Raw genomic sequence first — 25,730 nt, forward strand, 5'->3', positions numbered from 1 at the left:
AGGTGACGCGCTCAGGTCGTGAGCACGTCGACCATGGCGGCGAAGCTGGAGGCGCGCCGCAGCGTCACGTCGCAGTCCTGCAGGGCGACGACGCGCTTGGTGCCGGCGGTCGAGCCGGTGTACGGATCGAGCATCACGTCCAGGCCGCCCCAGAGACCGATCAGCAGATCCGACCAGTTGCCGAACGCCATTGCCGAGCAGACGCCGGTAGAGGTGCCCTTGGTGAGGTTGCTCGGCACCTGCTGCGTGGCGAAGGCGTCATAGCCGTTGACTTCGCCGATTCCGTTGCCCGGATCGCGGCCGCGCAGCCAGATCTCCTGGCCGTTGGTGCCGCTGAACTTCTGAGTGCGCTTGAGCTTGCTGCGCACCTTGGCGTTGGTGAGGTACGCCAGGCGGCCGCTGTCGGCGTTGGCGACAGCGACCTGCTCCTCGAGCTGCACCGCGTGATCCCAGGTCGGGGCCGCGCCGTTGGTGCCGCCGATCACCGCACCGATACCGCTGGTGTTGAACATGCCGAGCGGCATGTTGCTGGTACCGGTGCCGAACAGCGCCGCGAAGTCGATGCCGAGGGCGAGCAGCGTGGCCAGATCGAGGCGCACGAACACCTCGATATCGATCGAGCTCTGCAGCAGCAGGCGGCGCGAGTAGTCGGTGAATGCGCCCAGCGTCTTGGGCGTCATCGTCACTTGGTCGATCGTCTGCTGGCTTTCGGTCGGCGAGGTGTTTTCACCGACCCAGTAGGTGGTCGCCGTGCCGTTCTGTCGCGGGATCGCGAGATTGCCCGACAGATCGCGGAACAGCGTGGCGCCGATCTCGATCACGCGCGCTTTGTTGCGCAGCAGATCGATGAAGCTCGACGCCAGCAGATTGGTGGCCACCGTGTTACCGCCGGCGCTCGGCGTGCCGGCGACCAGGTCGCGATAAGCCCCGCCGACCGCCATCGCGCGCTGCGTCAACAGACGCACCGCCGACTGCGCGGCCGCACCGTCGTAAGCCACCGGGGAACTGAGCACGTCGGCCGGAATGGTCAGACCGCCATCGCGCACGACGGCCCGGCCCACCTGCTTGCCGCGCGCCGCCTCGCTGCACTCGAACTCGAACGCGGCCGCCTTGCGATAGTCGTGATTGTGCGGTTCCATCGCCGCGAGCAGCACCTTGCGGAACGAGAAGCGCTCGATCTCGCGCTGGCTCATGCCGAGGTTGGGATCATCGGCGACGCGCATGTTCTCGCTCGGCCTGATCTTGTCGAGCAGCGTGGCGCGGAACTTCTCAAGATCCGTGCCCTCTTCGATTGCGCGTTCCGCGATCTCGCCCTGGCCATGCTGTTTGCCCAGCGCTCGGATCGCGTTGCAGCGCTCGCGCTCGGCCGTGAGAAGCTTGCGGTTGTGCTCGGCCATGTTCGGCTGCTGCTGCGTCTGCTGCTCCTGGCGCTGCTGCGCCTCGTCTTTCTTGTCGATAACTTCGGGTTCCATGCGCTGCTCCAGGGGTTTTACGGGGATTCGGGCGCGACCGACGCCCACGGTTGCATCGGCCGGCACGGCCACAAAAGAAAGTTCAAAGGGTTCCCAGTCAGTGACGCGGTACTCGCTGTCGCCGTCGTCGCTCGACTTCTCGAGCAACATCTCGTGGATGCGGTAGCCGACGGAGACGAACTTGCGGATCCCGTCCTGCACGTCCTGAAAAATTTCCTCGGCGCGCGCACTGCGGCCGAAGCGAACGACCGCGCGAGCGACCTTGTCAGCGCCGACCCAGGCGCGCACGACCACGCCGACCTGGTCACGCGTGTCGTGGTCCATCAGCAGCGCCGCACCGTTGGCCAAGCGCTCCATGCGCATGGCGTCGCTGGTGATGCTCAGCCGCTCAACACCCCACCAGCGGGAATAGGGCTCTTCGGACGCGAACGCGAGATCGACAGTGCGAGCCTCGACATCGATCGCGTCCTTGCGCACGACGAAGTCGCGACGCTGGTCCTCGTCGAGTGCGAAGCGCTTGGCGTCGAGCTTGCGCAGGGCGGTTTTAGCCATGGTCACTGGGCCTTGTAGAGATAGAGGTGCCGCTTGGGTTTGCTGCCGTTGTCGTCGTCGCCGTCATCGTCGGGATCGCCGCTAGAGGCGAGGGCCGGGGTCGGCGGTTCCTTCGCGAGCTCGGCCTCGACTTCGTCGGGGTCGTCGCCGTTGGCGATCATGATTCGGCGCCGGCTGGTGGTCCGGTTGGCCAAATTGAGCGTGTTCGCGTTCGCGGCTTTGAGCGGATCCAGCGGCGGCCAGCGGCGGCCCTGCCACACAGCCGCCTCTATCAGGTCGTCGAGCCAGGCCGGATTGAGTTGCGCGAACTTCGCGTAGTACAGCATCGCCTGCTGCAGCCACTCCGCGAACACGACTTCGTGCAGCATCGAGGCGAGATAGGCCTGCAGGCAGCGGAACGTCTCGCGCTCATCAAGGATGCCGACCTGCGCGCTCGAATAATTGACGGCCTCGAGATTGTTTCCGCCGGTGACGTAGCTGATGCCTTGGCCAGCCGTAAAGCCGCGCAGGCATTCCTTGACGTACTCGCCGTGGTTTTGGTGCGGGTGCTTTGACTCAAACGGCTTGAAGTCATAGCCGTGCGGCAGCGTGTCGAACTGGCCGGCGACGGTGGTCGAATACTTGGCCGCGGCCGACGTGATCGCGGAGATCTCCTGCGCCGACAGCGTGCGTCCGGAGGCCTTCGCGGCTTCGAGCGCAGCCGACACGATGGTGTCGGCAAAGCCCGGCGGCGCCTCGCCCGTCGGGCTGATGAAAAAGCCGGCGCGCTTGGCAGCATTGGAAGCGGCCACCGCGGCCGCCTCTTCGTAGTCTTTGACCAGGCGCAGACGACGCGCACCGCAAGACAGCCAGGGATAGCCGCGAACCTGATCGAATTCCTCGGCGATGAAAATGTGGATGATGTCGCTCGCCGGTACACGAACCGAACGCTGGCTAATCAGCGAATTCGCATCCGTGGGATTGCCTGCCAGCGCGGCTCGGAGCCAGTAGGCGGCCGGCGCGCCGTTGTCGTCGATCTCGACGCCCATGACGATGCGGTTGCCGGGGCCGGCGTAGTTCTTCCCGATGTCGAGCACATCGGGGTTGAGGCACTGCAGCTGGAAACCGTGCGGGCCCAGACCGCGACGCTTGCGGATCAGGATCTCGCCGTCGCGAGCGAGCGTCTCGAGCGCGACGCGCTCCAAGTCCTGCCAGCTGAGTTTGCGAGAGACCTCGCAGACACCGCGCTTGCCCCAGGCCTTCCAGCCGGCCTCGACCAACGCATTGACGGTCTCGTTCGGATCGCCGCTGCGCTTGGCGAACTGCATCTGCAGTCGGACACCGCTGGCGCCCAGCACGTTGTTGCGCAGCGCAAAGAGGAACCGGCGAGCCCAGTCGTTGTTCCGTGCCAGGTCGCGCGAGCGCTTGCGCAACATCGGCAACGCGCGCTCGAGGTCCTGATTGATGCCGCCGGCGGCGCCGGTCCAACTCTCGAGGTAGTGCGGCGTCTCTGCGGCCTCGAACGCGCGGAACTGCGTCAGCGTGCGCGCTGCAGCGGCGTCCAGGATCTCTGCCAGCTGGCGATCGAGCGCGGCAACGGTGGCAACATCAGCCAGCGGCGCGACGCGCGCAGGCACTTCTGGCTGCCGGCGGAAGCGATCGAAGATGCCCATTACATCCGCACCACAACGCGGCCCGGAGTGCCGCCCTCGCCCAGGCCCTGCGCCAGGCGACGCGCGGCCTGGTCGGAGAGCGCCTGCGCTGCATAGTAGCTACGCAGCTTGATCAGCTGTTCCGGCTCGACATCGCGGATGCGGTCGGCGCCGTGAATGTTGGCCAACTGAGTTTCGCCGGCGAAACTATCCTTGCTCACGAGCCAGCTATCGATCGCGGTGACGATGCGTTCCGCCATGCTGCGGCCGTCGGCCGCGGTCTGCGCCATCGGATCCGGCAGTAGCTGCAACTCGCCCTGATAAACGATCGCACGTTGACTGCCTTTGATGACGGCGCCAGTGAGCGTGTACTCGCCGGGAGCCCAGGCGGCCGAGGCGTTCGCCGCGACCGCGACCACAAAGTCAGCGCCCGCCGCCGTCGCACCGACAGCAATGGCGGTACCGCCATTGCGCGGCGCAAGCCGATACTGCAGGGCCCAGCCATCCGCCGGCGCATACGACGAAAGCGACTTCGTCCAAGAGACGGAGTCGCCGGCAATGATGGAAGTCGGCTCAGGCGTGGTGCTCACGCCGAGAATATCAATCAGGAGAGGGGGGACATATCTACCCCCAAAATGTCCCCCCCTTCCTTGCGGAAGTTGCGCCCGTACAGCGGTGAAGGCAAGCTCACAGCGTTCTTAGAGAGGGAGCTTCCGTGAAAGCCCACATCGTCCTCGCAGCCAGCCTGCTATCGGCGTGCGCGCCCGTTCCGCCTGCTCCACTTAAACGCATTGCGTTCCCCGAAGCCGAGTATCTGGCCCTGCCCCGCATCGGCACCGGTGTAATTTCCGGCCAAGGGTTTCTCAGAACTCGCGGAGGCGACGTCAAAACCGCAGCAGGTAGCGATGTTCTGCTGAATCCCGTGACCTCGTACAGTCTGCAGTGGTACGAAGATGCGTATCAGCGCAACGTGCTTTTGGAAGCCTACGACCCGCGCCTGGAGCCGTACTTGCGCAAAACGATTGCCGATGCAGATGGCAGGTTCACGTTCGATGGCGTCCCCGCAGGCGAGTATTTCGTCGTCACCAGGATAATCTGGGAAGCCCCCAACGCTTACACGTCCGGCCTCGCACAACAGGGCGGATTCGTCGCCAAGAGAGTCGCCGTTCACGACGACCAGAGGGTTGAAGTGATCGTTACCCGATGATGCCGGGCCGCACATCACCGGGCCTCTCCGGACAATACTTTCAACAGAGCACGATATCGACGCACTTGCCGAGGCGACATGCCTAACTGCTCGGCAACCTGCGCCTCTGTCAGCTGAGGGATTGCCGCGATAGCATCGATCCGCTGGCGCTTGTCGGGCCGCGCGCCGATGTAGCGCCTGCCGCCGTCGAGCTCGAGCAGTTGCAGCGCGTATTGCGCGCCGCCCAAGGCATCGGCAAGCTTTCGCTCGATCAAGTCCACGTCGGCCGCGGTAAGTTCACGCAAGGATCTGATCGTTACGAAAACGACTTTCTTAGGCGCGTGCATTTTTCCGCCTCAGCTTCTGCAGCTCGAGTAAAAAATTGTTGGCATCGACGGGCTCCGCTGTTGGTGGCTCCGCCACAGGGAACAACGCTGGCGGCGCAATAGCCGGATCCGGATCCGCTAGCACCGGCGCCAGGTCGAGGTTGCGCTGGCGCACCAGGGCCTCTGTCATCGCCCATTCGGCCGCGCTCATCGTGTGCACGCGAAGGCGCAGGCTTCCGTGCAGGCCGTACACCTCGCAGTCGAGCCAGTGATTGGCCTTGCCGGCGCGGCGTTTGTAAACCATGCGACCGCCCTTGCCCGGCACCAGCACTTCACTGGTCATGTGTTCCCAGTAAATCTCCGGCACGCCGGCATAGGTGTGCATACGGCCGCGCCCGCGATCCGCGCCGAGCTTGAGGTGAACGAAGATCCAATCTTTAGCCCGGCCAGTGCCGACGATGTACAGCCGCAGGCCGTACTTGCTTGCTTTGTCGTTTGCAGCCACGTCGACCGATGGCGATGGCGGCGTATAAACCTCGCGCATCCGAGCGCTTTCAGGCGCGCCTTTAACAGGCGAGAATTTGACGTTCGGGAACTTGCGCTTGCGACTGCGGATGTACGCCAGCACCGCGTCTGCTGTCATACCGTCGCCGGCATCGATCGACACGGCGCCGATATACACGGTGCCACCGCCCAAGTTTTTGATAGGCGTCTGGATCGTGCGGTCGAGCTGCTCCCAGACAGGCTCCTCCAACACGTTGCCGACAAGGATGCCCACCGAAGTGAGCCAGCTTTCCCGATCGCGGCCCCACACTCGCGCGCGATATTCCAGGCGAGACTCGCCGCTGGTGGCACCGCCGCGCTGCACGTCGACGGCCAGCTCAGCGACCAGGCCATCGGCGGGTACGGTCCACTCCGCGTAGTTCTCCGGCTCCTGGCGCTGTTTGAGCGTGTCCAGGTCCGGCATCTCGGAATTCTTACGGCGGTAGACCTCGCCCTCCGTGCCATTCACAAACTCTTTCATCTTGCCGTCGTCGCCGCGCGAGTCGGCGAGCTCGGCGACAAGCCGCGTGCGAACCAGAGCCTCCATGCGAGCGGTCGCAAAGACGCTATACAGCTCGTTCAAGTAAAAGCCCGCGATGCCGGAAAACGGTGCGTGAGCCTTCCAGCGCGAGCCCGGCTCAGCCTCCTCGGCGGCGCATGCTTCACGGATCGCGGTTTCTTTCTGCGCGTCGGTCCACAGACCTTTGCCCGTCGTTTCGTCGGCGCAGGCCTCACAGTGATATCGCGCGGTTTCGGGCCGGGCGCGGCCGTACACCGGATGGTGCTGGTCAGCATCGTCGCGCCATTTGACCTGCGACCAGCGGAGTGTCTGCAGGTGCTCGCAATGCCAGCATGCGACGTAGAGACGCCGCTGGTCGCTCTTAAGCATTTCCTCGGCGATGTTGCTGGCCTCGTCGAGCGTCGGGGATCCTCCGATCAGATGCTTGCGGTTGGGCGAGCCCTTCGTGCGCGCCTTGGTCAGCGCAATGGCGTCGCCCTGGTTTTTGACGTCCTTACTGACGTCGTCGGGCTCCTCGACGATACCCACCCTCGCATCGGTGGACTTGATGTTGGCCGGGCTATTCGCGCCGCCGAGCGCGATGTAACCCAATGGAAAGCCCTTGTGAAAAATGGTGTTCTCAGCGTTCCGCGATTCGATCGGGACACGCTCCGCCAGCACCTTCGTTCTTTTGATTGTCGGATCTAGCTTTTCGGCTACGAATTTCTTCACCGATTTTTCCTGCGCAAACACCGCGACGATCGCGCAAGGATCCTGATGGATATGGAAGCCCAGGACGTTGAGCACGACGCCGGCAGTCCAACCGATCTGCGTCGGCTTCTGGCAGCAAACCTCCTCGACGGCCGGATCGTCGTACGCGCGGACAATCGCCTTGAACACGGGCTGATCGTAAAAGCTGAACTTGCCTTGCTTAAAGCCGCCCGCGACCTCGCGGTATGTCTCCGACCACTCGACGCAGGTCAGCCGCTCGGCAGGCGCGAAGAGCAGGCGCGTCTGCTGCCAGGCGCTACGCGCAAGGTCGCTGAGCTGCAAGAGCAGCGCCGTAAGCGCCGGCAGCACAAAGAAGTCACCCATTGCCTGCACCCTGAATCGGCTTGTTGGCGAGCCGCTCCAGCAGCTCGTTGCCGACACGCTGGCCCGCAGCCAATCGCTCGTTGTAGGTCGCGCCGTCGGAGATTCGCGACGCGATCAACGGCCCGAGCTGCTCTAGGGCTGCGCGCACCAGCATCACGATCGCCTCGACGGCGCGGCGCAGATCGGCCACCGGCACCAGCTTACCCTCGGCAACCAGACGCTCAGTGCGCGCTGCTAGTGCCTGCTCCGTCGCGCGCCAGTCCTGCGGCGCGACGCGGTCCATGATGATGTTGAGCAGCATCTCCACGTCGGTGCAGCCTTCAATCTCCGTCGGCGTCATTCGCTCCGGTTTCGCCGGCGAAACTCGCGTCGCCGGCTCGGCTGCAGCCGGTTGATCGAACAGCGACTGCGGCTCCGCGTCGCCCTGCGCGTTTTGGGTGTCGGCTCCGCCGGGTGGTCGCGCGCGAATTTTCAAGGCCTGGTCTACGCGATCCACCAGGCTGACGCCGTCAGCCGGAACGAAGCCCTTGGCGAGCTCGCGCTGGCCACGAAGCCGCAGCCAGGCCAACACGTCCTCGATCTGATACCGATGCGGCGCGCCGTTGAGGGCCGGCTGCGCGATCGGGCAAGGCGGCTCCTCAGCGATCCACTTGCGGACCGCCTCCGGTCCCCAGCTGCCAACCTGCAGACGGGCCAGTTCGCCCACCAATTCACGGCCTGTGAGGAGGTTTCCGGCCACGTTCACGCCCCCATTCGGTGCATCACAGCCCGACCCTGTGAACCAGTCCTGTGAATTTCACGGGTAGGAAAAAAAGGGGGCTCTTCGTACCCGTATCCCGAAACCGCTGGGAAGGACCCGTTGAGGAGGGGGGAGGGGGTGCCCCCTGCCCGGCCCCTGCGTTTTGCCCGACCGTCACCACCTCCGAGGTGGTGACGGCAGGTGGTCACGGCTGGAAACGCTGCTGCAACAGGGCTTGTCACCACTGTCACCACCGTCACCACCTCATCACCCCCATACACACACACACGCGGGCGGGTGCGTGTGTGCACGCCCGCCCGCCTCACGTGTGCATGCGCATGCGAGGGAGGTGGTGACGGTGGTGACAATGCCCGTCCTAGCGGCGTTTTGAGGTGATGACAAGGTGGTGACAACGTGGTGACAGAGGTGGTGACATTCATTCGGCTGCCTCCTCCGTATCGGCACCGGCTGGGCGCGTGTACTGCCAGATACGCGTGCCGCCGATGCGCTTGAGCGCGCGCTGCCACTTGAGCCGGCGCATGAGAATGCCGATGCGCGTCTGCTGCGCCTTGTCCTGTTTCTTGTGCTCGACATCGAACGCCCAGAACAGGATCTGGCTGGCCGTCGTCACGTCGACCTTGGCCGGCTTGCCTCCCTTGTAGCGCGCAGGCTTGTCCTTGCCCTGCAGCCATAGGTAGAGCTTCTCTGCCCAGATATCCTCCGTGTACCGGGCCTCCTGCTCCTCGGCTGCGCCAGGCGGCAACTTCCACCAGCTCTCGCCCTGGTCATAGCGGTACACGGCCTCTGCCCATAGCTGGTCGCGCACCTTGCGTACGCCGGCAATGTCAATGATCGTGTCGACCCAGATCGGCATGTAGCGCCGGCCGCCGGTCTCGTCGCGGTTCCACTCCATGTTGTTGACGGTGCCGGCGAACACGCACTCGCGTGGGAAGTCCTCCGCGTTGCGCCCATAGGGCGAGCGAAAGCGGTCTATGCGCGCCGATACCGCGCGCTTGATATGCGACGACTCCGACTTGGCAAAGCTGCTGAGCTCGCCGATCTCGACGATCCAGCGGCCCTGAATGATCACGTAGAAGTCTTTGTCGCTGGGCGAGGTGCCCAAGTCCGCGAACCAGGCATCGCTGCACAGCGCGTTGAGCAGCGACGACTTGTGCGTGCCCTGCTCGCCTTCGAGAACCAGCATTAAGTCAGCCTTGCATCCCGGCTGGCGCACGCGAGCCACTGCGCTGATGAAGAAATTGAGCGCAAAGCATGCAGTGACATCGTCGCGCGCGCTCTTGCAGAAATCCGGAAAAAACTCCGCGATGCGCTCGATACCATCCCACTCCAGGCTGTCGAGATACTCACGCACCGGATGGAATTTGCTGCGTCGTGCGAGCGCAATACACGCCTCGCGCGCAATCATCGTCGGGATCGCCGCACCGTAGGTATTACGACGGCCGAACCACGCCGCAATCTCGATCTCGTCCGCATCGCTCAGCTCGCCGGCCTCCGCGCCATAAGGCGCATTGCGACGCTTGACCACTCGTTTCGAGAATTCGTCCAGGGCGAACAGGCCTTTCCACTCCGGATGGTTCTCGAGCACCAGCATGACGTTGTACGGCATGACCTTGAGGCCCTTGTCGCCCCAGACCAGCTGCCGCGCCCACGGCGCATCGTCCGAGCCTGCAGACGCGGCCTGCACCAACGGCGTCCACGCCGCCAGCATCTGCTGCCGCACGGCTTCAATGCCCTGTTCAGCGTGCAGATCGTTAAAGTCGGTGCGGCCGCCTGGTTCCTTGAACGACGGCAGCACAGCCTTGGCGCTGAACCGCTTAGCGCATTCGGTGGCGACGCGTCGGCCGGCGTTTTCTTTCTTTTCGTGATCCTCGTCGCCGGCGAAGATGAAACGCGCCGACGGATACACAACGCGCAGCGCCTTGGCCACCGTAGCCACGTTGCCGCCGTCAAAGCACACGACCACCGGCCAGCCCGTTGCCTCATGGATCGAGGCGCCCGTCGCGTAGCCCTCCGCGAACACCAGCGGGTGCTCGTCGGTCACCTCGCCGATCAGGTGATAAGAGCCTTTTTTGCCAGGGCCAGTGAGGAATTTCTTGCCGCCATCGGCGCTGATGAACTGCAGCTGCGTCATCAAGCCTGCAGCGTTGCGGAGCGGAATCACCACCGTGCCATCGCGGCCCGCGCGCAGGCCATAAGCGCGCACGCCCTTACGCTTGAGATACTCAGTCGTTATCAGGCCGGGCAGCTTGTCCCAGATGCCTTTCGCGCGCTGCTGGACACCGACCAGCAATTCCACCTCGGCGAGCTCGGCCTGGCGCGACAGCTCCTGCTGCCGTTCCTTGACCAGCTTGCGGGCCGAGTCGTCGAGCTTCGCACCGCGTAGCTTCAGACGCTGCGCATTGCGCTCTGACGTGCCCTGCCAGATGCCATAGCTGCCGACAACGATCGTACGGCCGTCGTTGAGCCGGATCTCATGGCAGATGTACCAGCCGGCCCTCTTGCCCTTTTTTTGGCCCTCCACGTCGACGCGATGCGCCTTGCCGTTCTTGGGCGGGCCGAAGTCGATCCGGTCGATCAGCAGGCCAAAGGCCTGCATCTCGCGCAGCGCATCGTTGACGGGGTCTAAGCTCTCGTCAGTCAAAACGGATCGTCCTCATGCGCGAGCTCCAGCTCCGGCTGGGCGTCGGCCATTTTTTGTCGCTGGATCGTCGCCCAGACCACCGAGCGCAGCTCGCGCGCAAACTCCGGTGTATAGGCGGCAGAAATAGTGGCGAGCAGCGTGGCGCGATCGACATCGCTATCCAGCGCAACGCAGCGACGCTCAAGCTCTGCGATGCGATCCTCGACCAGGCCGCGCAGCTTGTCGGCGAGTTCCTTGCCGACCTTGCGGCCGATGCCTTGCAAGCGCTCGTTACGCACGCCCCAATCGCCATGGCACACCATTGCGTGGATGCGGCACTCCAGCCGCTCGGCACAGTAAACGTCGAGAAACGCGGCGCGATCCTGCGGCGTTTTCCACTGGATAAGGCCGCTCGGCAGCGGTGTTCCACGTGGGACGACTTCACCGGGTTGCAGTTGCAAGATCGTCATTTGCGCATCGCCTCGGCGCGCCTTTCCAGCGCGTCGGCGTCGTCGGCAAGATGCCGCGCGGCCTCGATTGCGTGCCACGCCTGCGCATACTCGCCACGATCCTTGAACCTGATCGCCTCGCGCAGGCATTCGCGCGCGTGCATGCGCGCGATGTCGGCATTCGTCATCGCCCAGGCCGCCGCAAAGCTGCGACAGACGCGCCGCAGGATCTGGCAGAGCGTCACCATCTGCTGCGCCTCACGCTAGCGCCGTCGAGCATGCGCTGGCAGCGAATGCACGTGCCGCAGCCCGGCATTGCCTTACGCCGCCGCGGGTCGATCTCTTCGCCACACGCGCAAACCGTGCGCGCTGACGCCGGCACCGGCCGCGTGGCACGCTCGATCAGGAACTGCTGCAGCGCTTCGTGCTCGGCGACCTGCTGATCGAGCGCTACGTCCTCGCGGCTCATGCGTAGCGCTGCGCCTTGAGCGCACGACGGCGATACGCCACCGCGATTCGCTCCAGCCGCTTGCGATCACGCGCCAGGCGCGCCGCGTCCGCATCGACGCGACGGCTCGCTGTGTCGAGTGCGTGCGCGAGCGCCCACGCGATGGCGCTATGCCACCGCCGACCGATATCCATGATCAACTCCCCCGCTCTGCGGCTTTGCCTGCGCTATCCAGCGCGGCCAGCTCTTCGATCATTCGGGCCCGGAGTCCTTCCGCGGCCGCTATGTGTTGCGTGATGACTTCGATGGCGCCGGGCAGATGCCGCTCGTCCTTTTCGTTGATCACATGGTCGGCAAGCACCGGCACCACCGCCTCGATCGAGCTGGCGAACGAGCGGCTTAACGCGGCCCACAGGCCCGGATCCGAATTGGGCGCCGACGACGGCAGTTGCACGTCGAGCAAGTCATAGCGGCGCGCGAGATCGCGCCGGCAGCCGATGTAGTAGCGGCCAGGGAGCTCCATGACCCACGACTCCTCGAGCTCCGACCAGAGGTGCGAGCTCGCGCCTGGCTTGACCATGCGCTCCAGGCGCGTACCGTTGACCTTGGCCACGGCGAACACCTCGCCAACGGTCTTGAACTCGATACGCCTGGCAGGCTTAGGAGTGCGCGCGTAATAGCGCGCGATCACATTGGTGGCGAACACCGGCCAGGTGATGCGCGTCTCCTGCATCATCAGGATCGTCCAGCGCGCGATCGTCTCCGGCCGCGTTTCCTGATCCAAACTCCTCATACCGCCACCGCGTGCCGCTGCGTAGGCTGCAAAAAAGAAAGGCGGCGCCGCACAGGGGGGAGAACGTCGGCGCCGCCCCAATAGGCTGCAGCTACAGGGAGCGGGGAATGCACATCACCAGATGCATTGCGGTGATCGGGCCGGGGCCGAACGAAGTCCGGTTGACCGTGCTTGATCGTAGCCAGGTGCGCGGTGCAAAAAAGGGAGCCAGTCTCCGGTTTGGTACGCTGGCCGTCGCCAAACGAACCAACGCACACCAAACCGGAGACCAGCATGGAAAAACTGCAGATAGAAGCGGAGCTCATGCTCCTGAAGGACGTCACAGCACGCCTCCTGGCGAACCTGAGCGTCACCGAGAACCGCCCGCTGGACCACATCCACCACGGGTTGCTAGTTCACTACCTCGGGCCGCTCGCAAAACAGCCCGAAAGCGCAGCGAGGACCGCGGTAGAGCAGGCTTTCGTTGCCGCCGCGAAGGACCTGATAGAGCGGGCGAAACACTGGCTGCCAGAAGGCTGAACGCGGTCTCCGAAAGGCGCCACGCAGCAGGGCGCGCATCGCGCAACAAGCCGAGAAGGCGGCCGACCTCGGCCGGGTCACAGCCGCGACCGTCAACAGTCTCGCGTCCGTCCTCATCTATCCACACCTTGATCGGCGGGGCCATGCCGCCGACCTGCTCCAGCCAGTTCGCCTGGACAACCTCTGCGGGATCGGGGTCGCGCACGTCAGGCACCCGCCTGCTGCGGTTCCTGGCTTTGGAAATCTTCCACAGAGAAAACGTCAGCCGGAGCCGACCCAAACACATCTGGCCGCAGGGCATATCGAGTGACCGCGCCCTGAGTCGCGGCCTCGATCGCCCTACACCGCTCGGCCGGCACTTGCTTACGGAGGCGCCAATTGGTCACGGCAGATGGGGCTACGTCGAGGTAGCGAGCCAAGGCAGCGGCACCGCCGGCGGCGTTGATGGCTTTGTCGAGTGGGCTATCCATTCGGCAAAAACTACACGAAACGTGGTTATCTAGCAACACGCAACGTGCGAGACGTTCAACACACTGCGTGCAATCATCGTCGTATGACCTTAGGTGAGCGCATTCGCAAAGCCCGGAAACTCCGCGGGCTTTCCCAAGAAGCCCTGGCAGCCTCATGCGGCTGGAATTCGGCCAGCCGAATTGGCAACTATGAACAGGGCACGCGGGAACCGATGCTGGCCGACATTAAGGCGATCGGTGGCGCGCTTTGGGTTGCTGAGAGCTGGCTGATGACGGGCAGCCTCACACCGATCTCCGGCGGCGCCTATCGCGTCGAGAACGACGTGCTGTTGGTCGAGGACTACCCCACCAACCATCTCAAGTCGGCCCTGATCTCGCCGTGGGCAGGATCTGGCGATTCCGTTGTATCAGGGGCCGAAGACGTCGACGAGCCCGGCCAGTACGAGGGCGAACTAAGCGTCGGCGAACAGCGAGCGCTGAGCTCGGGAAAACAGCTGAGAGGCGACGTATTGCTCCTCCCCCAGATAAGCGCACAAGCATCGATGGGCTACGGCGCTGCAATACAAGAGCACATCGACGTCGTTCGATTAATGCGAGTCAGCTGGGCCGAGCTGCGCCGGCAGGTTCGCGGGCCGATCTCTTCGCCTGAAAATCTGCGAATCCTGACCGCCTATGGCACTTCGATGCGGCCGACGTTTAACGATGGCGATCCGCTGCTGGTCGATATAGGCGTGGATCTCATCGATCGGGAAGGCGTCTACGTCCTCGAGCGGGGTCAGGAGCTCTACGTCAAACGCATGCAGCGAATGATCACAGACGGTTCGCTGCTGATGATCTCGGACAACAAGGAAGAGCACCCCTACCCGGAGAAGATCCCGCGCGAGGCAATGGGTCGAGATTTTTTCGTGCGTGGCCGTGTTCTTTTGGTTTGGAATGCGAAGAATTTGTAAGCAGCAAGGGTAGGTAAACCCGGAATCACACGTTGTGTGTTGACGTTATTGACACGTTACGTGTACTTTAGGCCCGTCGCCGCTCGGATTGAGCGGCTAACGAGGCCTTGTCATGACTCGCAGCAGCCGCAGCTCTCCCACTAAAGCAACCCCTCGGCGCACGCCCGCGCTGCGCGTCCGCCTCAAAGCTGCGAAAGCCGCCCTGAAAGCGGCAGAGTTGCGCTTTCAGCACGGCCGCATCGACGAGGCCGCGGCACTCGCCGCTGCCATGGTTTCGCCGGCGAAAGTGACGCGGCCCGATGGATCCATGGAGGCGATGGTCATCGCCGGCCTATGGCTGATCGACGCCGACGCCGGCATTGACGGCCCTGCGATCGTTTGCCGTGTCGGCAGCGGCGCGCCCATCACCACCCTGCTCCAGCACAGCGAGAGCGAGCAGCTCGGCCCGGATATCGCACCCGGTGACCGCGTGCTGGTCAAGCCGGTCTGCTCCCGCCAGCACAAGTTTCTCGGCGTCCTCCAGGCCGCGGCAAAACGGCAGCCCTGCAACTGGCTGACGTACTGGAAACGCGCTTTCGTTCCCGAGCTGCGCACGGTCGGGGAGTTCGCCTGATGGCCGCCCCGGAAGTTTCGCCGGCGAAACCAGCGGATCCTCGCGAGCCCAACACACGCGTATGGCCGAAAGGCGCGCTCGTTCTGCATGAGGCCGACGGCAAAGAGGCCGATTGCCTGCTGCGGGTGATCGGCAAGGCCAAAGCCTGCCAGTACACCGGCCTGCCGGTACTGCGGTTGCGCTACGTGTATCCGGAGCGGCTGCCGATCGGCTTCGGTGGCAAGAACGGCCGCCGGGTGATTTTCGCCTCGATTGACAAACTACTGGATCCGACCCTCTTCGGCTTGTCGGAGTTTGCGCTGGCAGCGGCAGGAGCTCGGCAGTGACCGCCCGCTGGATAGCGCTGATCGCCGCGCTCATCGCCACGGGCTGCTCCCTGTCGGTCGCGGAAGAGCCGGCGCCGCTTCCCGCCGTCTACGCCATCGAACTCGCCGACGGCACCCAGTGCGTGGCGATCGAGCGCAGCGCTGACGATGTCGACTTGGTCTGTGATTTCCAGCGGCGCGAATCCACAAGCGCCGTGGACTCTCTGCTATGAGCGCGCCGCTTACGTGGCACGTAGAGAACGCGACGGGCGAGCTCGCCGCGAAAGTCGCCGATCGCCTGGTCGGGCGCGTCTGCCGCGTCGCCAAGTCCGGCGAAACGACGAGCTGGCTGGCTTTCGCGCAGGTGCCGGATCTGCGTTTCCGCCGCAACTTCGAGACCGCCGAGGCCGCCGCCGAATGGCTGGATAGCGAATGGCGCGAATTCGTCGCGCTGATCGTCAACCTCGCCGTCGCCCCGCCGGGCGCGGTGGCCGTCAGGGACGACGGGGACTGGCTGTGACCGCGCGCACGGCCGTACCGATCAGTCAGCAGGTCGCGTTCTACGCGGCCGAGCTGGCGCGCTCGCAGACCCGCTTGCAGAAGCTGGTCAACGGCGCGCACATGAGCCCGGAGCACATGGAGAACATTCTCCGGAACATGCGCGCCGTGCTCGCGACGCTGCGCCAGGTGGAACAGGAGCAAGGCCAGTGAGCGGCTTGTTCTCCGAGCTGCAGGCCGCTGCTGCCGAGCTAAATCTACAGCTCGACGCCCTGCAGCGCGTGCGCATGCTCATGCACGCCTGCCAGGTGCGGCACCTGCCCGTCGGCGGCCGCCGGTTTCATTGGAACCCCGATTGCCTGACTGTGCTCGGCTCGCAGGCCGAGGGCATGTTGGTGATCGCCGATCACCCGATCGCACCTGGCCAGGACGTTCGCACCTGCCGCGGCTGCGCGTGCACAGACCTGCAGGCCTGCGTTTCCGCCGACGGCACCTGCAGCTGGCGCGTGCTCTACGGCGACGGCACCGGCCTCTGCAGCCGCTGCGACGACACCGGCCCGCAACCCTCCCTTTTTTCTTCCCACCACGCTGGCCAGCAGGCCGGCTAGGAGTTCTTGTGCCCCTCGTTATTGTTTACGGATCCCACGACTGCGGCCCTCGCCGGCAACAGCAGTTCCTCAACCACTTTAAGTGCCTGCGCATCGTCGAGAACTGGGACGGCGACGCCCCGCTGCGCAACGGCGACCTGGTTTTCACCAAGAACAAGCCGGCGCGCGACTTCGCGCACACCCGCGTGCTGAGCGTCGAGAACGCCAAGGCGGAGGTGTGCAATGGCTGACGGATCCTCGCACCGCGCGGCCGCAATCATCGTCTCACCCGGCCAGGTCACGCCGGATCCGCTGCAGCCGCGTAAACACTTCGACACCGCAGCCCTCGCCACCCTCGCCGACTCAATTCGCGAGCACGGCCTGCTGCAGCCGATCGTGGTCCGCCCCACGCCCGCAGCTGCCGACGGCTCGCTGCATATCTGCCCTTACATGATCATCGCCGGCGAGCGTCGTTGGCGTGCCAGTGTCGCAGCCGGGGTCGAGGAACTACCAGCGATCCTGCGCTCCGATCTGTCCGAGGCCCAGGTGCGCGTGCTGCAGCTGACGGAGAATCTAGAGCGCGAGGATCTGTCGCTGCCTGAAAAGTGCGCGCACATCACAAGCCTTGTCGATCTCATCGGCTTTGATGAGACCGTTGCCACCACCAAGCGCTCGGAAGCATGGGTCAGCAAGCACAACCGCCTGCTCAAGCTGCCCGGCAAGGTTTACGAGCTGGTCGTCGACGGGCTAATCACCAGCGTCGATATCGCGCACGACCTGGCCACGCTGATCGAACTGAAAGGCAGCAGCTGGCGCGTCGACGAGGCAATCGATGACGCGTCCAAAGGCAGCCTCACCCGCGCAGCAATGCGCGACTATCTCGATCAGGCGCACCGCGAAGCGCAGCGGCGTAAGGACGAGGCGGCGGCGGCGGAGGCTCGCGCCCAGTCGGGACAGCAAACGTTGCTCGAACAGGTTGCAGGCGGCACGCGCAATTTCGATACGCTGAGTCACGAAGTGCTGCAGAAGCTCCAGGAAGAGATTGACGAACTCGACGAGGCCCCGGCCGGCGTCGATATCGAGGGCCTGCAGGACAAGATCAACGAGCGCTCGGAAGAGTTGCGCCGCGAAGAGAAGGAGGAGAAGCGCGAGTCCGCGGCACGGGACGCCACGCTCGCGCGCTTGCGTAAGCTGAAAGCCGACCTGCTGCCAGAGCAAGTCAGGCTGACCAAGCTGCTCTATCAAGCGCTCGGCATTCCGATGCCAGCCAACGCGACCGAAGAGGAGTTGTTCGGCGAAGGCGGCGTACTCGTCAACGACGATATCGACAACAGCCACGAACTGCCGGCATGTATCGCCTCCGAACTGCCGTCGGAGTACACGCTGTCGTGGACTAACAAGCTTGTGCCGAAGAAGCTGGACGATTGCGAGGTGTCGCTGCACATCACCTTTCCGCTGTCGCGCCTGCGCCAGCTCATCGAAGGCCTAGCGCCCGCCAGGCCGGCAAAGCCAGCAAAGCCGGCGACGGAACAGGGCGAAGAAACCGACATCGAATGGTTCCTTCGCATCAATGTGGACCGCAGCGACGAGGGCGCAAAGCTTAAGGGCGCCATGCTGTTCGAGCGCTACGAACGTTGGTGCAAGTCGGAGAAGCTCAAGCCGCTGAGCGGCAACAACCTGGCGCTGGCGCTCGAGGCCCAGGGCATCGAACGCAAGCGCCTGAACATCGGCGTGCACTACCTCGGCTGCAAGTTGAAGCCGGCCCCGAAGAAACAGGGGAAGGCCTCATGAGTCGCGAATTGCAGGTGGATCCGGACGCCTACATGGCGAACGATGTCGCAGCGCCCCACCACAAGCCAGGCGCTCCTGGCGCTCACACCGATCCGCAGCACGACGTCCCCACTGGCGACCGCTTCGCGACTTCGGCCGAGCACATCTGGCTCGAGCTAATGCTCGTCATGGGCGCCGACAATGGCGACCACCAAGACTGGGCGGCCGTCGATATGCGCGAGGCCGTGCCGGCGATCACCGAGCTGCAGAAGCTTGGGTTCTTCGCCGACGATCCCGCGAACCTCGACAGCTCGTTCTGGCAGTGCGCGTCCGGCGAACACAGCGAGCGGCTCGAATACTTCGCGAGCGGCCTGCAGCACCTGCAGCAGCTCGACGTGGTCATCAATCGAGTGTTCGACGGAGAATCGATCGGCAACCCTGACACTCCGTTCCCGCACGCCGATGACGAGGCAGTCGACCGCTTCGCCGCGGCGATGAAAGCAAAGCTCGCAAAGGCCCGCGCGAAAGGCCGTGGCGGATGGGACGATCTGTCCCGGGATATAAACGGCTACCTGGCGCGCGAGCTCCTCGAGCACCTGTTCAAAGGTAACGCCGGCACGTTCGAGGACATCGCCAACTTCGCGATGATGTTGCATCAGCGCGGTGCAGATCCCAGCGCCCTGCAGCGCGTCGCGCCGCTGCCTCTCAGCGTCGGCTACTACCTGAGCGGTGCCGGCCGAACGTTCGCGGAAGTCGTTAACTGCTGCGAACGTCACAGCGGCAAGCCCTGCCATACCGTCGACGTGGACGATCGCTGCGCAGCTTGCCCGCTCTGGCCGCGCGCGCCAGAGCCAGGCGAATTCCGCATGCTCGAGAGCTTGGTCGACTACGTCTCCCACACGAAGCCGACGGCGCCGATCGACAAAGGCCCGGAGTTCGACGTTATCCACGCGCTAGGCTCGGCCTGGAATCTGTTTCTGCAGCTGCCCGCTGCAGCGGCTGCAGATCGCGACGACCTCAACGACTTCCGCAAGGCGATACACGATGCGCAACGCATCGTCGCGTTCTCGATCGCGGCGCGGAATTGCGACTTTCTGAGGCGCGTGGAATGAGCCGCCTCCCCGACAGCTGCGTCCACGACACCGGCATGCTTAACCCGCGCAAGCCGACCTGCGATGCAGGCATTAACTATCGTGAGCTGGGCGATGGACATGCGCGCCCGATAGGTTGGGTCAAGCGCATGCCGTGCGTGAATTTCGAGGATCGCGCCGCCGAGACAGTAGTGCATTGCCCTCACTATCGAGCGCCCACCGCCGAGGAATTAGCCGCCGAAGAGGCGCAGTGGCAGCGCAAGCTTGACGAGATCACGAAGGCGATGCCGGTGATCAGCGCATGGAAGAAAACGCCGCCGCGCGGCAAGGTCGGCACGGTCGCCTGCCCAATCTGCGGCGGCACGCTGCACCTTTCGCAGGCTGCGACGAACGGCCACGTGGCGGCGCGATGCGACACCGCCGGCTGCGTTGAGCTCATGGAGTAGCCATGGCCAAAGCAAAATATTTGAGGCCCTACTGGCTCAGCTGGTACTGGACAAAAGACGCCGGCTCATTCGAGCTCTACTCGCCGTGGTGGGTCACCGGCTCGCGCGAAGACGGCGCCAGAACGGTGTGTGCCGCGATCATCGCTCGGGACGAGGAGCACGCAAAAAAGCTGGTATGCGAGTCGTTCGACACGCCGCCGGCCGACATCACCTGGCGGTTCTGCGAGAGACAGCCGTCGAACTTTTGTCCGTTCAGCGGTCGCTTTCCGCGGGCGCCGTGGATGCACTGGTCGACATGACGGTTCATACCTGCCACTGGCCCGGCTGCCCCAAGGCCGTGCAGCCCCGCGTCTGGGGCTGCCGGCCGCATTGGTACGCGCTGCCCAAGTACCTGCGTGATCGCATCTGGGCAACGTACCGCGCTGGCCAAGAGATCACGAAAGATCCCTCGCCCGAATACATCCGGGCCGCGCGCGACGTGCAGGCGTGGATCGCAGCGCAGCCCCCGGCTGCGCCTGCGCCGCAAATGCCGCTGCTATGAACGGCCTAATAGTTTCGCCGGCGAAACCATGCTGACGCCGGCTCACCAGCGCCTACTGCAGCTCCTGGCGGCACAGGCTGTCCGCGAGTATCTAACCCAAGTTAAGCCGGCGAATCAGCAGGATGCGCCGGAGCGCCCAGAGCGGGTACTACAGCGCAAACACAAAAGCGGCTAGCTTCCCAAAGTGAGAACCGCAACCTACGCCCGCTACAGCAGCGATTCCCAGCGCGAGGCCAGCATCGACGACCAGCTCCGGGCGGTCGGCGAGCTGTGCCACCGCGACGGCTTGCCGCGGCCGCAGGAGTTCGTCGACCAGGGCATCAGCGGCGAACGCCGCGACCGACCAGGCTACGTGGCGCTGCTCGCGGCCGCCAAGTCACAGCAGATCGACGTGATCGTGTTATGGGATCTCAAGCGCCTGTCGCGCGGCGAGGATCTGCCGCAGATCCTGGCGCAGCTAAAATTCTGGGGCGTTCGCGTGATCACTTGCGACGGCTTCGACAGCGCGCAAGAGGGAGCCGAGATCCGCGGCTGGGTTGACGCGATGATGGGCAACCGTCAGAACAAGGATCTGGCCAAGGCCACCCATCGCGGCCTGATGGGGCAAGCACTCAAGGGATACAGCGCCGGCGGCCTGCTCTATGGATACCGGATCGCAGCCTGCCAGGACGGCAACGCTCGCGCGATCGACGAGGACCAGGCCTGCGTAGTGCGCCGCATATTCGCCGAGTACGTCGACGGCCGGTCCCCGCGCGAGATCGCGGCCGGCTTGAACCGCGACGGCGTGCCGGCGCCGCGCGGTCCGGAGTGGCGCATGAGCGCGATCTATCCGGACGATCGAGGCATGGGGATCCTGGCCAACTCCACCTACGCCGGCCGCGTCATCTGGAACCGCAGCCGCTGGGGCAAGGACCCAGAGACCGGCAAGCGCACACGCCAGGAGCGGCCGCCGTCCGAATGGGTGCACAGCGAGCAGCCCGAGTTGCGGATCGTCGAGCTCGACATCTTCGCGGCCGCCGAGCGGCGCACTGCGCAAACCCGGGCCAAGAGCCAGGCGATCCAGGCCAAGCTCGGCCGCAACGCACGTACCGGCCGGGAGCCCAAGTATTTATTCAGCGGCCTGCTGCGCTGTGACGAGTGCGGTGGATCGATGGTGATCGTCGATTACTACCGCTACGGCTGCGGCACGAACAAGGACCGCGGCGATACGGCCTGCAGCAACGGCGTGAAGGTGGCGCGCAAGATCGTCGAGCAGCGCCTACTGGCGATCGTCAAAAAGGATCTGCTCAGCGACGAGGCCTACCGCTCGTTTGAGCTCGCAGCGCGCCTGCTGCTCAAGGACGCCCAGAACGTGCCGCAGCGAGCGCGCCAGGCGCTTGCCGAGGCGTCGCGGGAGCGCGAGAACATCATGGCCGCCCTTCGGGCCGGCATCATCACCCCGTCGACCAAGGCAGCCCTAGAGAGCGCCGAGGCGCGCGTCGACGCCGCACAGCTCGAGCTGCGCCAGGCCGAGAGCATCCAGCCGTCCCAGATCCTGCCGAGAGCTCGCGAGACATGGCGGCGCCTGGTCAACGCGATCGAGCAGATCGAGGACGTGAAAACTGCGAAGGGGGCACTACGGGATTTGCTTGGGGAGATCAGGGTAAAACCCGAGAATGGGGTCCTGATCGCGACTATCGGGGGAGAAACCGATAGTGAGATAAAAATGGTAGCGGGGGCAGGATTCGAACCTACGACCTTCGGGTTATGAGCCCGACGAGCTGCCAGACTGCTCCACCCCGCACCAGACAGACGACTAGTATAGGGCCTTGTGCCCTTTACCGCAATCTGAAACCGCTTTGCAAGCTACCGCAACAACCTAAAAAACCCAGCCAAATCATGGTGCCGACGTCGAGACTCGAACTCGAACAGGTTTCCCCGCTACCACCTCAAGGTAGTGCGTCTACCAATTCCGCCACGTCGGCCCGAGCCGGCAGGGGCGCGCATCTTACCCCCTGATTTGTCATTTGTCTTCGCTTTTTTTTAACTTTTGAAGACTTTCCGCCAACGGCCGGTCTCGGGCCGTTTTGCCGCTGTCGGCGAGGACTTATTCCGGAACCTTCGGCGCTTCGGCCGGAGCCGGCGTGGACTCGGCCGGCTTGGCTTCGTCGCCCGGCACCACGCTGGTTGCCGGAGCAGCCGGCGCAGCTTCCACCGGGATCGAGTCGGTGACGCTGGTCGGCGCGGCACCGCGGCCGCCGACCCAGTAGGCCAGCGCCAGGCTGGAGACGAAGAACACGAAGGCCAGGCCGGCGGTCAGGCGTGACAGAAAATTGGCCGCACCACGCGAGCCGAACACCGTACCCGAAGCGCCGCTGCCGAAGGCAGCGCCGGCGTCGGCGCCCTTGCCGTGCTGAATCAGCACCAGGCCGATCAGCGAAACCGCCACCAATACCTGAACAACAACCAGAAACGTGTGCATTTTCTCTATATCCGTCAAAGCAACAAAAGATTGGGAAGCCGATCAGGCCTTTGCCAGCGCCTGAGCCGCGGCGGCAATGGCCATGAAATCCGCGGCCTTCAACGACGCGCCGCCGATCAGCCCGCCGTCGATGTCGGCGCAGGAGAACAGCTCGTGAGCGTTATCCGGCTTGCAGCTGCCGCCATACAGCAGCTGCGTCGAGCCGGCGATATTAGCATTCCGTTCGGCCAGCAGACCACGCAGGAAAGCGTGGGCGGCCTGCGCCTGCTGGGGGCTGGCGGTCTTGCCGGTGCCGATCGCCCAGACCGGCTCGTAGGCGACCACGGCCGACTTGAACGACTCGATGCCGCACAGATCGATCACGGCTTCGAGCTGACGGCGCAACACCGCCTCGGTGCTGCCGGCTTCGCGCTCATCCAGGGTTTCGCCGATGCACAGCACCGGGATCAGGCCCAGCGCCTGCGCCGTGCGATATTTCTCGGCGGCTTTCAGGTCGGTCTCGTGATACAGCGCGCGGCGCTCGGAATGGCCGATCAGCACGTAGCGGCAGCCGAGCTCCGTCAGCATCGCGCCATGCAGCTCGCCGGTGAACGCGCCCGGCTTGAGCTGGTCGCTGAGGTTCTGCGCGCCGAGCTGGACGCCGGCCGGTAAGGCCTTGCCCACCGATTCCAGATAGGCCGACGGCGGGCACACCAGCAGATCGACATCCGGCACCGACGCCGCCTGCGCCGCGATACCGGCCAGCAGCTCGGCGTTGGCCTTCAGCGAGCCGTTCATTTTCCAATTGCCGGCGACGAGATATTTGCGGGTCATAGCGCTTCCAGGACGATCCGTGGGTTGTTGGGTTTAAAACTCAGGCGCAGGCGGCACGCACGCAATCGGCGATCGCCTCGGCCTCGGCCTGCGCGGCAGCGGCGCGCGTGGCCTCGACCATCACGCGAATCAGCGGCTCGGTACCCGAGGCGCGCAGCAATACGCGGCCATCGTTGCCCAATCGCGATTCGCTTTGCCTGACGGCCTGTTGCACGTCAGCCAGCGCCAGCACCGGCGCGGCCTTGCCGGTCACCGGCACGTTGATCAGCACCTGCGGGCATTTTTGCAGACCGGCGACCATCGCCGAAAGCGGCAAGTCGGCCTCCTTCACTGCCGCCAGCACCTGTAGCGCAGTGACGATGCCGTCGCCGGTGCGCGAGCGGTCCAGGCACAAGGTGTGGCCGGAGGTTTCGCCACCGAGGCTGGCGCCGCTGCTGCGCATCAGCTCCAGCACGTAGCGGTCGCCGACCTTGGCGCGCTCGAAACCGAGGCCGAGCTTGCGGATCGCCTGCTCCAGGCCAAGATTGCTCATCAGCGTGCCGACCACCGGCCCCTGCAGCGCGTTTTGCGCCAGCCGATGGCGCGCGATGATGTACAGGATCTGGTCGCCGTCGACGGTCTCGCCGCGCTCGTCGACCATCAGGCAGCGATCGGCGTCGCCGTCGAAAGCGATGCCGAGCGTCGCCTGGCGGGCCAGTACCTCGGTGCGCAGGCCGGCCAGATGCGTGGAGCCGCATTCGCGGTTGATGTTGAAGCCGTCCGGCGCGTCGCCGATGGTATGCACGTCGGCGCCGAGGCGGCGCAGCACTTCCGGGCCGACCTGGTAGGCAGCGCCGTTGGCGCAGTCGACGACGATGCTCAGGCCCGCCAGCGGCGCGCCGCTGTAAGTGGAGACGCAGTAGTCGATGTAACGCTGGGGCGCGTCGTTCAATCGCCGCACCATGCCGAGCTGCTCGGGCGCGACGCATTCCAGGTCACGCTCGATCATGTCCTCGATTTCGTGCTCGATCGCGTCGCTGAGCTTGTCGCCTTCGGCGGAGAAGAACTTCACACCGTTGTCGTGATGCGGGTTGTGCGAGGCGCTGATGACGACGCCGGCCTGGGCCCCGACTTCACGCGTCAAAAAGGCCACCGCCGGCGTTGGCAGCGGTCCAAGCAGGCTGACGCGCACGCCGGCGGCCGACAGACCGGCTTCCAGCGAGGATTCGAACATGTAGCCAGAGCGGCGCGTGTCCTTGCCGATCAGCACGTGGGCGCCGGGCTCGCGCGCCAGCACTCGGCCGGCAGCCCAGCCCAGCTTCAATGCGAATTCCGGCGTCATCGGCGCCTTGCCGACCAGGCCGCGAATGCCGTCGGTTCCAAAAAACTGTCTGCTCATCCCTTACTGTTTTCTCTTGCTTTGACTTACCGCCGCGGCGACCCGCACCGCCTCGACCGTGGCGCGCACGTCGTGGGCGCGAATGATAGACGCTCCCTGCCAGACCGCCAGCGTCGCCGCGGCGATGCTGGCATGCAGGCGCTGCTCGACCGGCAGGCCGAGCAGCTTCTGGAACATCGACTTGCGCGACAAGCCGGCCAGGATCGGCCGGCCGCCGGCGCGGATCTGCGGCAGGTCGGCGAGCAGTTGCAGGTTGTGCTGCAGCGACTTGCCGAAGCCGAAACCGGGGTCGAGCGCGACGCACTCGGCGGGCATGCCCGCCGCGATGCAGGCCTGCAGCCGTTGCTCGAGAAAAGCGCCGACTTCGGCGACGACGTCGTCGTAATGCGGTGCCGCCTGCATCGTCCGCGGCTGTCCCTGCATGTGCATCAGGCACACCGCGACGCGGTGACGCCGCGCCACCGACAGCGCACCCGGTGCCTGCAGCGCGAGCACATCGTTGATCAGATCCGCGCCGGCCGTGCAGGCCGCGTCCATCACCTCGGGCTTCAAGGTATCGATCGAGATCAGCACGTCACTGCTGCCCCGCAGCGACTCGATCAGCGGCACGACGCGGGCGAGCTCTTCGTCTACGGGCACCGGAGTGGCGCCAGGCCGCGTCGACTCGCCGCCGACATCGATGATCGCGGCACCCTCGCCGATCATCGTCTCGGCATGGCGCAGCGCCGCGTCGCGGGCGGCAAAGCGTCCGCCGTCGGAGAACGAGTCCGGGGTCAGGTTGAGGATACCCATGACCAGCGGCTCGCTCAGGTCCAGCAAGCGATCACGAGTACGCAGTTGCATCGTCGCGGTCAGACCCGCTGCCCACAAAAAAGAGGCCGGCGCTGGGCCGGCCTCTGCTGTGCCACAGATGA

33 protein-coding genes, 2 tRNA genes and 1 pseudogene are annotated in these 25,730 nt (G+C 64.9%); 17 read left to right on the forward strand and 19 right to left on the reverse strand.

What is annotated here, in order from left to right; translation table 11 throughout:
* Nucleotides 1-11: 11 nt before the first annotated feature.
* From ACQZF9_RS12270 to ACQZF9_RS12280, 3 genes are read right to left on the reverse strand one after another with little or no spacing between them, the layout of a single operon-like run.
* Nucleotides 12-2,024: a phage major capsid protein gene (locus tag ACQZF9_RS12270; protein WP_428309260.1), complete on the reverse strand. Its 2,013-nt coding sequence runs from the start codon at nucleotides 2,022-2,024 to the stop codon at nucleotides 12-14.
* 2 nt (nucleotides 2,025-2,026) lie between these two features.
* Nucleotides 2,027-3,676, reverse strand: coding sequence for a phage portal protein (locus tag ACQZF9_RS12275; RefSeq protein ID WP_428309261.1), 1,650 nt, complete (start codon nucleotides 3,674-3,676; stop codon nucleotides 2,027-2,029).
* A complete protein-coding gene (locus tag ACQZF9_RS12280) occupies nucleotides 3,676-4,245 on the reverse strand; it encodes a hypothetical protein (protein ID WP_428309262.1) in 570 nt (189 codons plus the stop codon). The genes ACQZF9_RS12275 and ACQZF9_RS12280 overlap by 1 nt, the downstream gene beginning before the upstream one ends.
* 125 nt (nucleotides 4,246-4,370) lie before the next feature.
* On the opposite strand from ACQZF9_RS12280, the gene ACQZF9_RS12285 reads away from it, so the two are divergent.
* Nucleotides 4,371-4,862 (forward strand): hypothetical protein, encoded by a 492-nt coding sequence (locus ACQZF9_RS12285; protein WP_428309263.1) that lies wholly within the window; start codon nucleotides 4,371-4,373, stop codon nucleotides 4,860-4,862.
* A gap of 14 nt (nucleotides 4,863-4,876) precedes the next feature.
* Here the strand turns inward: ACQZF9_RS12285 and ACQZF9_RS12290 are convergent, their stop codons facing one another.
* The 9 genes from ACQZF9_RS12290 to ACQZF9_RS12330 form a co-directional block, all read right to left on the reverse strand.
* A complete protein-coding gene (locus tag ACQZF9_RS12290; protein WP_428309264.1) occupies nucleotides 4,877-5,146 on the reverse strand; it encodes a helix-turn-helix domain-containing protein in 270 nt (89 codons plus the stop codon).
* A gap of 28 nt (nucleotides 5,147-5,174) precedes the next feature.
* Nucleotides 5,175-7,304, reverse strand: a complete 2,130-nt coding sequence (locus ACQZF9_RS12295; protein ID WP_428309265.1) for a terminase gpA endonuclease subunit — start codon at nucleotides 7,302-7,304, stop codon at nucleotides 5,175-5,177.
* Nucleotides 7,297-8,010, reverse strand: coding sequence for a hypothetical protein (locus tag ACQZF9_RS12300; RefSeq protein WP_428309266.1), 714 nt, complete (start codon nucleotides 8,008-8,010; stop codon nucleotides 7,297-7,299). The genes ACQZF9_RS12295 and ACQZF9_RS12300 overlap by 8 nt, the downstream gene beginning before the upstream one ends.
* Before the next feature lie 469 nt (nucleotides 8,011-8,479).
* A complete protein-coding gene (locus ACQZF9_RS12305) occupies nucleotides 8,480-10,705 on the reverse strand; it encodes a VapE domain-containing protein (protein ID WP_428309267.1) in 2,226 nt (741 codons plus the stop codon).
* Nucleotides 10,702-11,154 (reverse strand): hypothetical protein, encoded by a 453-nt coding sequence (locus ACQZF9_RS12310; protein WP_428309268.1) that lies wholly within the window; start codon nucleotides 11,152-11,154, stop codon nucleotides 10,702-10,704. Before ACQZF9_RS12310 ends, ACQZF9_RS12305 begins: the two co-directional genes overlap by 4 nt.
* Nucleotides 11,151-11,381: a hypothetical protein gene (locus ACQZF9_RS12315; protein ID WP_428309269.1), complete on the reverse strand. Its 231-nt coding sequence runs from the start codon at nucleotides 11,379-11,381 to the stop codon at nucleotides 11,151-11,153. The genes ACQZF9_RS12310 and ACQZF9_RS12315 overlap by 4 nt, the downstream gene beginning before the upstream one ends.
* Entirely contained in the window at nucleotides 11,375-11,602 is a 228-nt protein-coding gene (locus tag ACQZF9_RS12320) for a hypothetical protein (protein ID WP_428309270.1), read from the reverse strand. Before ACQZF9_RS12320 ends, ACQZF9_RS12315 begins: the two co-directional genes overlap by 7 nt.
* Complete coding sequence (locus ACQZF9_RS12325) at nucleotides 11,599-11,775, reverse strand: hypothetical protein (protein ID WP_428309271.1); 177 nt, start codon at nucleotides 11,773-11,775, stop codon at nucleotides 11,599-11,601. Before ACQZF9_RS12325 ends, ACQZF9_RS12320 begins: the two co-directional genes overlap by 4 nt.
* Nucleotides 11,776-11,777: 2 nt before the next feature.
* Entirely contained in the window at nucleotides 11,778-12,365 is a 588-nt protein-coding gene (locus ACQZF9_RS12330) for a hypothetical protein (RefSeq protein ID WP_428309272.1), read from the reverse strand.
* A gap of 282 nt (nucleotides 12,366-12,647) precedes the next feature.
* Between ACQZF9_RS12330 and ACQZF9_RS12335 the strand changes: the two genes are divergently transcribed.
* The gene (locus ACQZF9_RS12335) at nucleotides 12,648-12,893 is read left to right on the forward strand and encodes a hypothetical protein (protein ID WP_428309273.1); all 246 of its coding nucleotides are present in this window, start codon (nucleotides 12,648-12,650) and stop codon (nucleotides 12,891-12,893) included.
* Between the two features lie 206 nt (nucleotides 12,894-13,099).
* On the opposite strand, the gene ACQZF9_RS12340 is transcribed toward ACQZF9_RS12335, so the two are convergent.
* Nucleotides 13,100-13,363, reverse strand: coding sequence for a Cro/CI family transcriptional regulator (locus ACQZF9_RS12340; protein ID WP_428309274.1), 264 nt, complete (start codon nucleotides 13,361-13,363; stop codon nucleotides 13,100-13,102).
* 83 nt (nucleotides 13,364-13,446) lie between these two features.
* On the opposite strand from ACQZF9_RS12340, the pseudogene ACQZF9_RS12345 reads away from it, so the two are divergent.
* The 15 genes and pseudogenes from ACQZF9_RS12345 to ACQZF9_RS12415 form a co-directional block, all read left to right on the forward strand.
* A pseudogene (locus tag ACQZF9_RS12345) lies at nucleotides 13,447-13,551 on the forward strand (helix-turn-helix domain-containing protein); the annotation flags it as partial.
* A gap of 24 nt (nucleotides 13,552-13,575) precedes the next feature.
* Nucleotides 13,576-14,313, forward strand: coding sequence for a S24 family peptidase (locus tag ACQZF9_RS12350; RefSeq protein WP_428313421.1), 738 nt, complete (start codon nucleotides 13,576-13,578; stop codon nucleotides 14,311-14,313).
* A 112-nt stretch (nucleotides 14,314-14,425) separates the two neighbouring features.
* Nucleotides 14,426-14,926 carry a hypothetical protein gene (locus ACQZF9_RS12355; RefSeq protein WP_428309275.1) on the forward strand — a complete coding sequence of 167 codons (501 nt, stop codon included), beginning with the start codon at nucleotides 14,426-14,428 and terminating at the stop codon, nucleotides 14,924-14,926.
* Nucleotides 14,926-15,252, forward strand: a complete 327-nt coding sequence (locus tag ACQZF9_RS12360) for a hypothetical protein (RefSeq protein WP_428309276.1) — start codon at nucleotides 14,926-14,928, stop codon at nucleotides 15,250-15,252. Before ACQZF9_RS12355 ends, ACQZF9_RS12360 begins: the two co-directional genes overlap by 1 nt.
* Nucleotides 15,249-15,464 (forward strand): hypothetical protein, encoded by a 216-nt coding sequence (locus tag ACQZF9_RS12365; protein WP_428309277.1) that lies wholly within the window; start codon nucleotides 15,249-15,251, stop codon nucleotides 15,462-15,464. The genes ACQZF9_RS12360 and ACQZF9_RS12365 overlap by 4 nt, the downstream gene beginning before the upstream one ends.
* Nucleotides 15,461-15,751, forward strand: a complete 291-nt coding sequence (locus ACQZF9_RS12370) for a hypothetical protein (protein ID WP_428309278.1) — start codon at nucleotides 15,461-15,463, stop codon at nucleotides 15,749-15,751. Before ACQZF9_RS12365 ends, ACQZF9_RS12370 begins: the two co-directional genes overlap by 4 nt.
* Nucleotides 15,748-15,942 (forward strand): hypothetical protein, encoded by a 195-nt coding sequence (locus ACQZF9_RS12375; RefSeq protein ID WP_428309279.1) that lies wholly within the window; start codon nucleotides 15,748-15,750, stop codon nucleotides 15,940-15,942. The genes ACQZF9_RS12370 and ACQZF9_RS12375 overlap by 4 nt, the downstream gene beginning before the upstream one ends.
* On the forward strand, nucleotides 15,939-16,337 hold the full coding sequence (locus ACQZF9_RS12380; protein WP_428309280.1) for a hypothetical protein: 399 nt from the start codon (nucleotides 15,939-15,941) through the stop codon (nucleotides 16,335-16,337). Before ACQZF9_RS12375 ends, ACQZF9_RS12380 begins: the two co-directional genes overlap by 4 nt.
* Before the next feature lie 8 nt (nucleotides 16,338-16,345).
* Complete coding sequence (locus ACQZF9_RS12385; protein ID WP_428309281.1) at nucleotides 16,346-16,567, forward strand: hypothetical protein; 222 nt, start codon at nucleotides 16,346-16,348, stop codon at nucleotides 16,565-16,567.
* Nucleotides 16,560-18,107 (forward strand): ParB/RepB/Spo0J family partition protein, encoded by a 1,548-nt coding sequence (locus ACQZF9_RS12390; RefSeq protein ID WP_428309282.1) that lies wholly within the window; start codon nucleotides 16,560-16,562, stop codon nucleotides 18,105-18,107. The genes ACQZF9_RS12385 and ACQZF9_RS12390 overlap by 8 nt, the downstream gene beginning before the upstream one ends.
* Nucleotides 18,104-19,198, forward strand: a complete 1,095-nt coding sequence (locus ACQZF9_RS12395) for a hypothetical protein (protein WP_428309283.1) — start codon at nucleotides 18,104-18,106, stop codon at nucleotides 19,196-19,198. Before ACQZF9_RS12390 ends, ACQZF9_RS12395 begins: the two co-directional genes overlap by 4 nt.
* Nucleotides 19,195-19,623, forward strand: a complete 429-nt coding sequence (locus tag ACQZF9_RS12400; protein WP_428309284.1) for a hypothetical protein — start codon at nucleotides 19,195-19,197, stop codon at nucleotides 19,621-19,623. Before ACQZF9_RS12395 ends, ACQZF9_RS12400 begins: the two co-directional genes overlap by 4 nt.
* Before the next feature lie 2 nt (nucleotides 19,624-19,625).
* On the forward strand, nucleotides 19,626-19,922 hold the full coding sequence (locus ACQZF9_RS12405) for a hypothetical protein (protein ID WP_428309285.1): 297 nt from the start codon (nucleotides 19,626-19,628) through the stop codon (nucleotides 19,920-19,922).
* Nucleotides 19,901-20,164 (forward strand): hypothetical protein, encoded by a 264-nt coding sequence (locus tag ACQZF9_RS12410; RefSeq protein WP_428309286.1) that lies wholly within the window; start codon nucleotides 19,901-19,903, stop codon nucleotides 20,162-20,164. The genes ACQZF9_RS12405 and ACQZF9_RS12410 overlap by 22 nt, the downstream gene beginning before the upstream one ends.
* A gap of 184 nt (nucleotides 20,165-20,348) precedes the next feature.
* Nucleotides 20,349-21,914 carry a recombinase family protein gene (locus ACQZF9_RS12415; protein ID WP_428313422.1) on the forward strand — a complete coding sequence of 522 codons (1,566 nt, stop codon included), beginning with the start codon at nucleotides 20,349-20,351 and terminating at the stop codon, nucleotides 21,912-21,914.
* Here ACQZF9_RS12415 and ACQZF9_RS12420 read toward each other — a convergent pair.
* The 6 genes from ACQZF9_RS12420 to folP form a co-directional block, all read right to left on the reverse strand.
* Nucleotides 21,871-21,947: transfer RNA gene (locus ACQZF9_RS12420), tRNA-Met, on the reverse strand. The genes ACQZF9_RS12415 and ACQZF9_RS12420 overlap by 44 nt on opposite strands.
* 96 nt (nucleotides 21,948-22,043) lie before the next feature.
* Nucleotides 22,044-22,128, reverse strand: a tRNA-Leu gene (locus ACQZF9_RS12425).
* A gap of 122 nt (nucleotides 22,129-22,250) precedes the next feature.
* The gene (gene secG / locus ACQZF9_RS12430; RefSeq protein WP_428309287.1) at nucleotides 22,251-22,625 is read right to left on the reverse strand and encodes a preprotein translocase subunit SecG; all 375 of its coding nucleotides are present in this window, start codon (nucleotides 22,623-22,625) and stop codon (nucleotides 22,251-22,253) included.
* Nucleotides 22,626-22,667: 42 nt separating this feature from the next.
* The gene (gene tpiA, locus ACQZF9_RS12435) at nucleotides 22,668-23,438 is read right to left on the reverse strand and encodes a triose-phosphate isomerase (RefSeq protein ID WP_428309288.1); all 771 of its coding nucleotides are present in this window, start codon (nucleotides 23,436-23,438) and stop codon (nucleotides 22,668-22,670) included.
* Nucleotides 23,439-23,478: 40 nt separating this feature from the next.
* A complete protein-coding gene (gene glmM / locus ACQZF9_RS12440; RefSeq protein ID WP_428309289.1) occupies nucleotides 23,479-24,816 on the reverse strand; it encodes a phosphoglucosamine mutase in 1,338 nt (445 codons plus the stop codon).
* Between the two features lie 3 nt (nucleotides 24,817-24,819).
* Nucleotides 24,820-25,659, reverse strand: a complete 840-nt coding sequence (gene folP / locus ACQZF9_RS12445; protein WP_428309290.1) for a dihydropteroate synthase — start codon at nucleotides 25,657-25,659, stop codon at nucleotides 24,820-24,822.
* Nucleotides 25,660-25,730 lie beyond the last annotated feature (71 nt).

Origin of the sequence: Hydrocarboniphaga sp., from assembly GCF_965279055.1 — a bacterium.
GTDB lineage: Bacteria > Pseudomonadota > Gammaproteobacteria > Nevskiales > Nevskiaceae > Hydrocarboniphaga.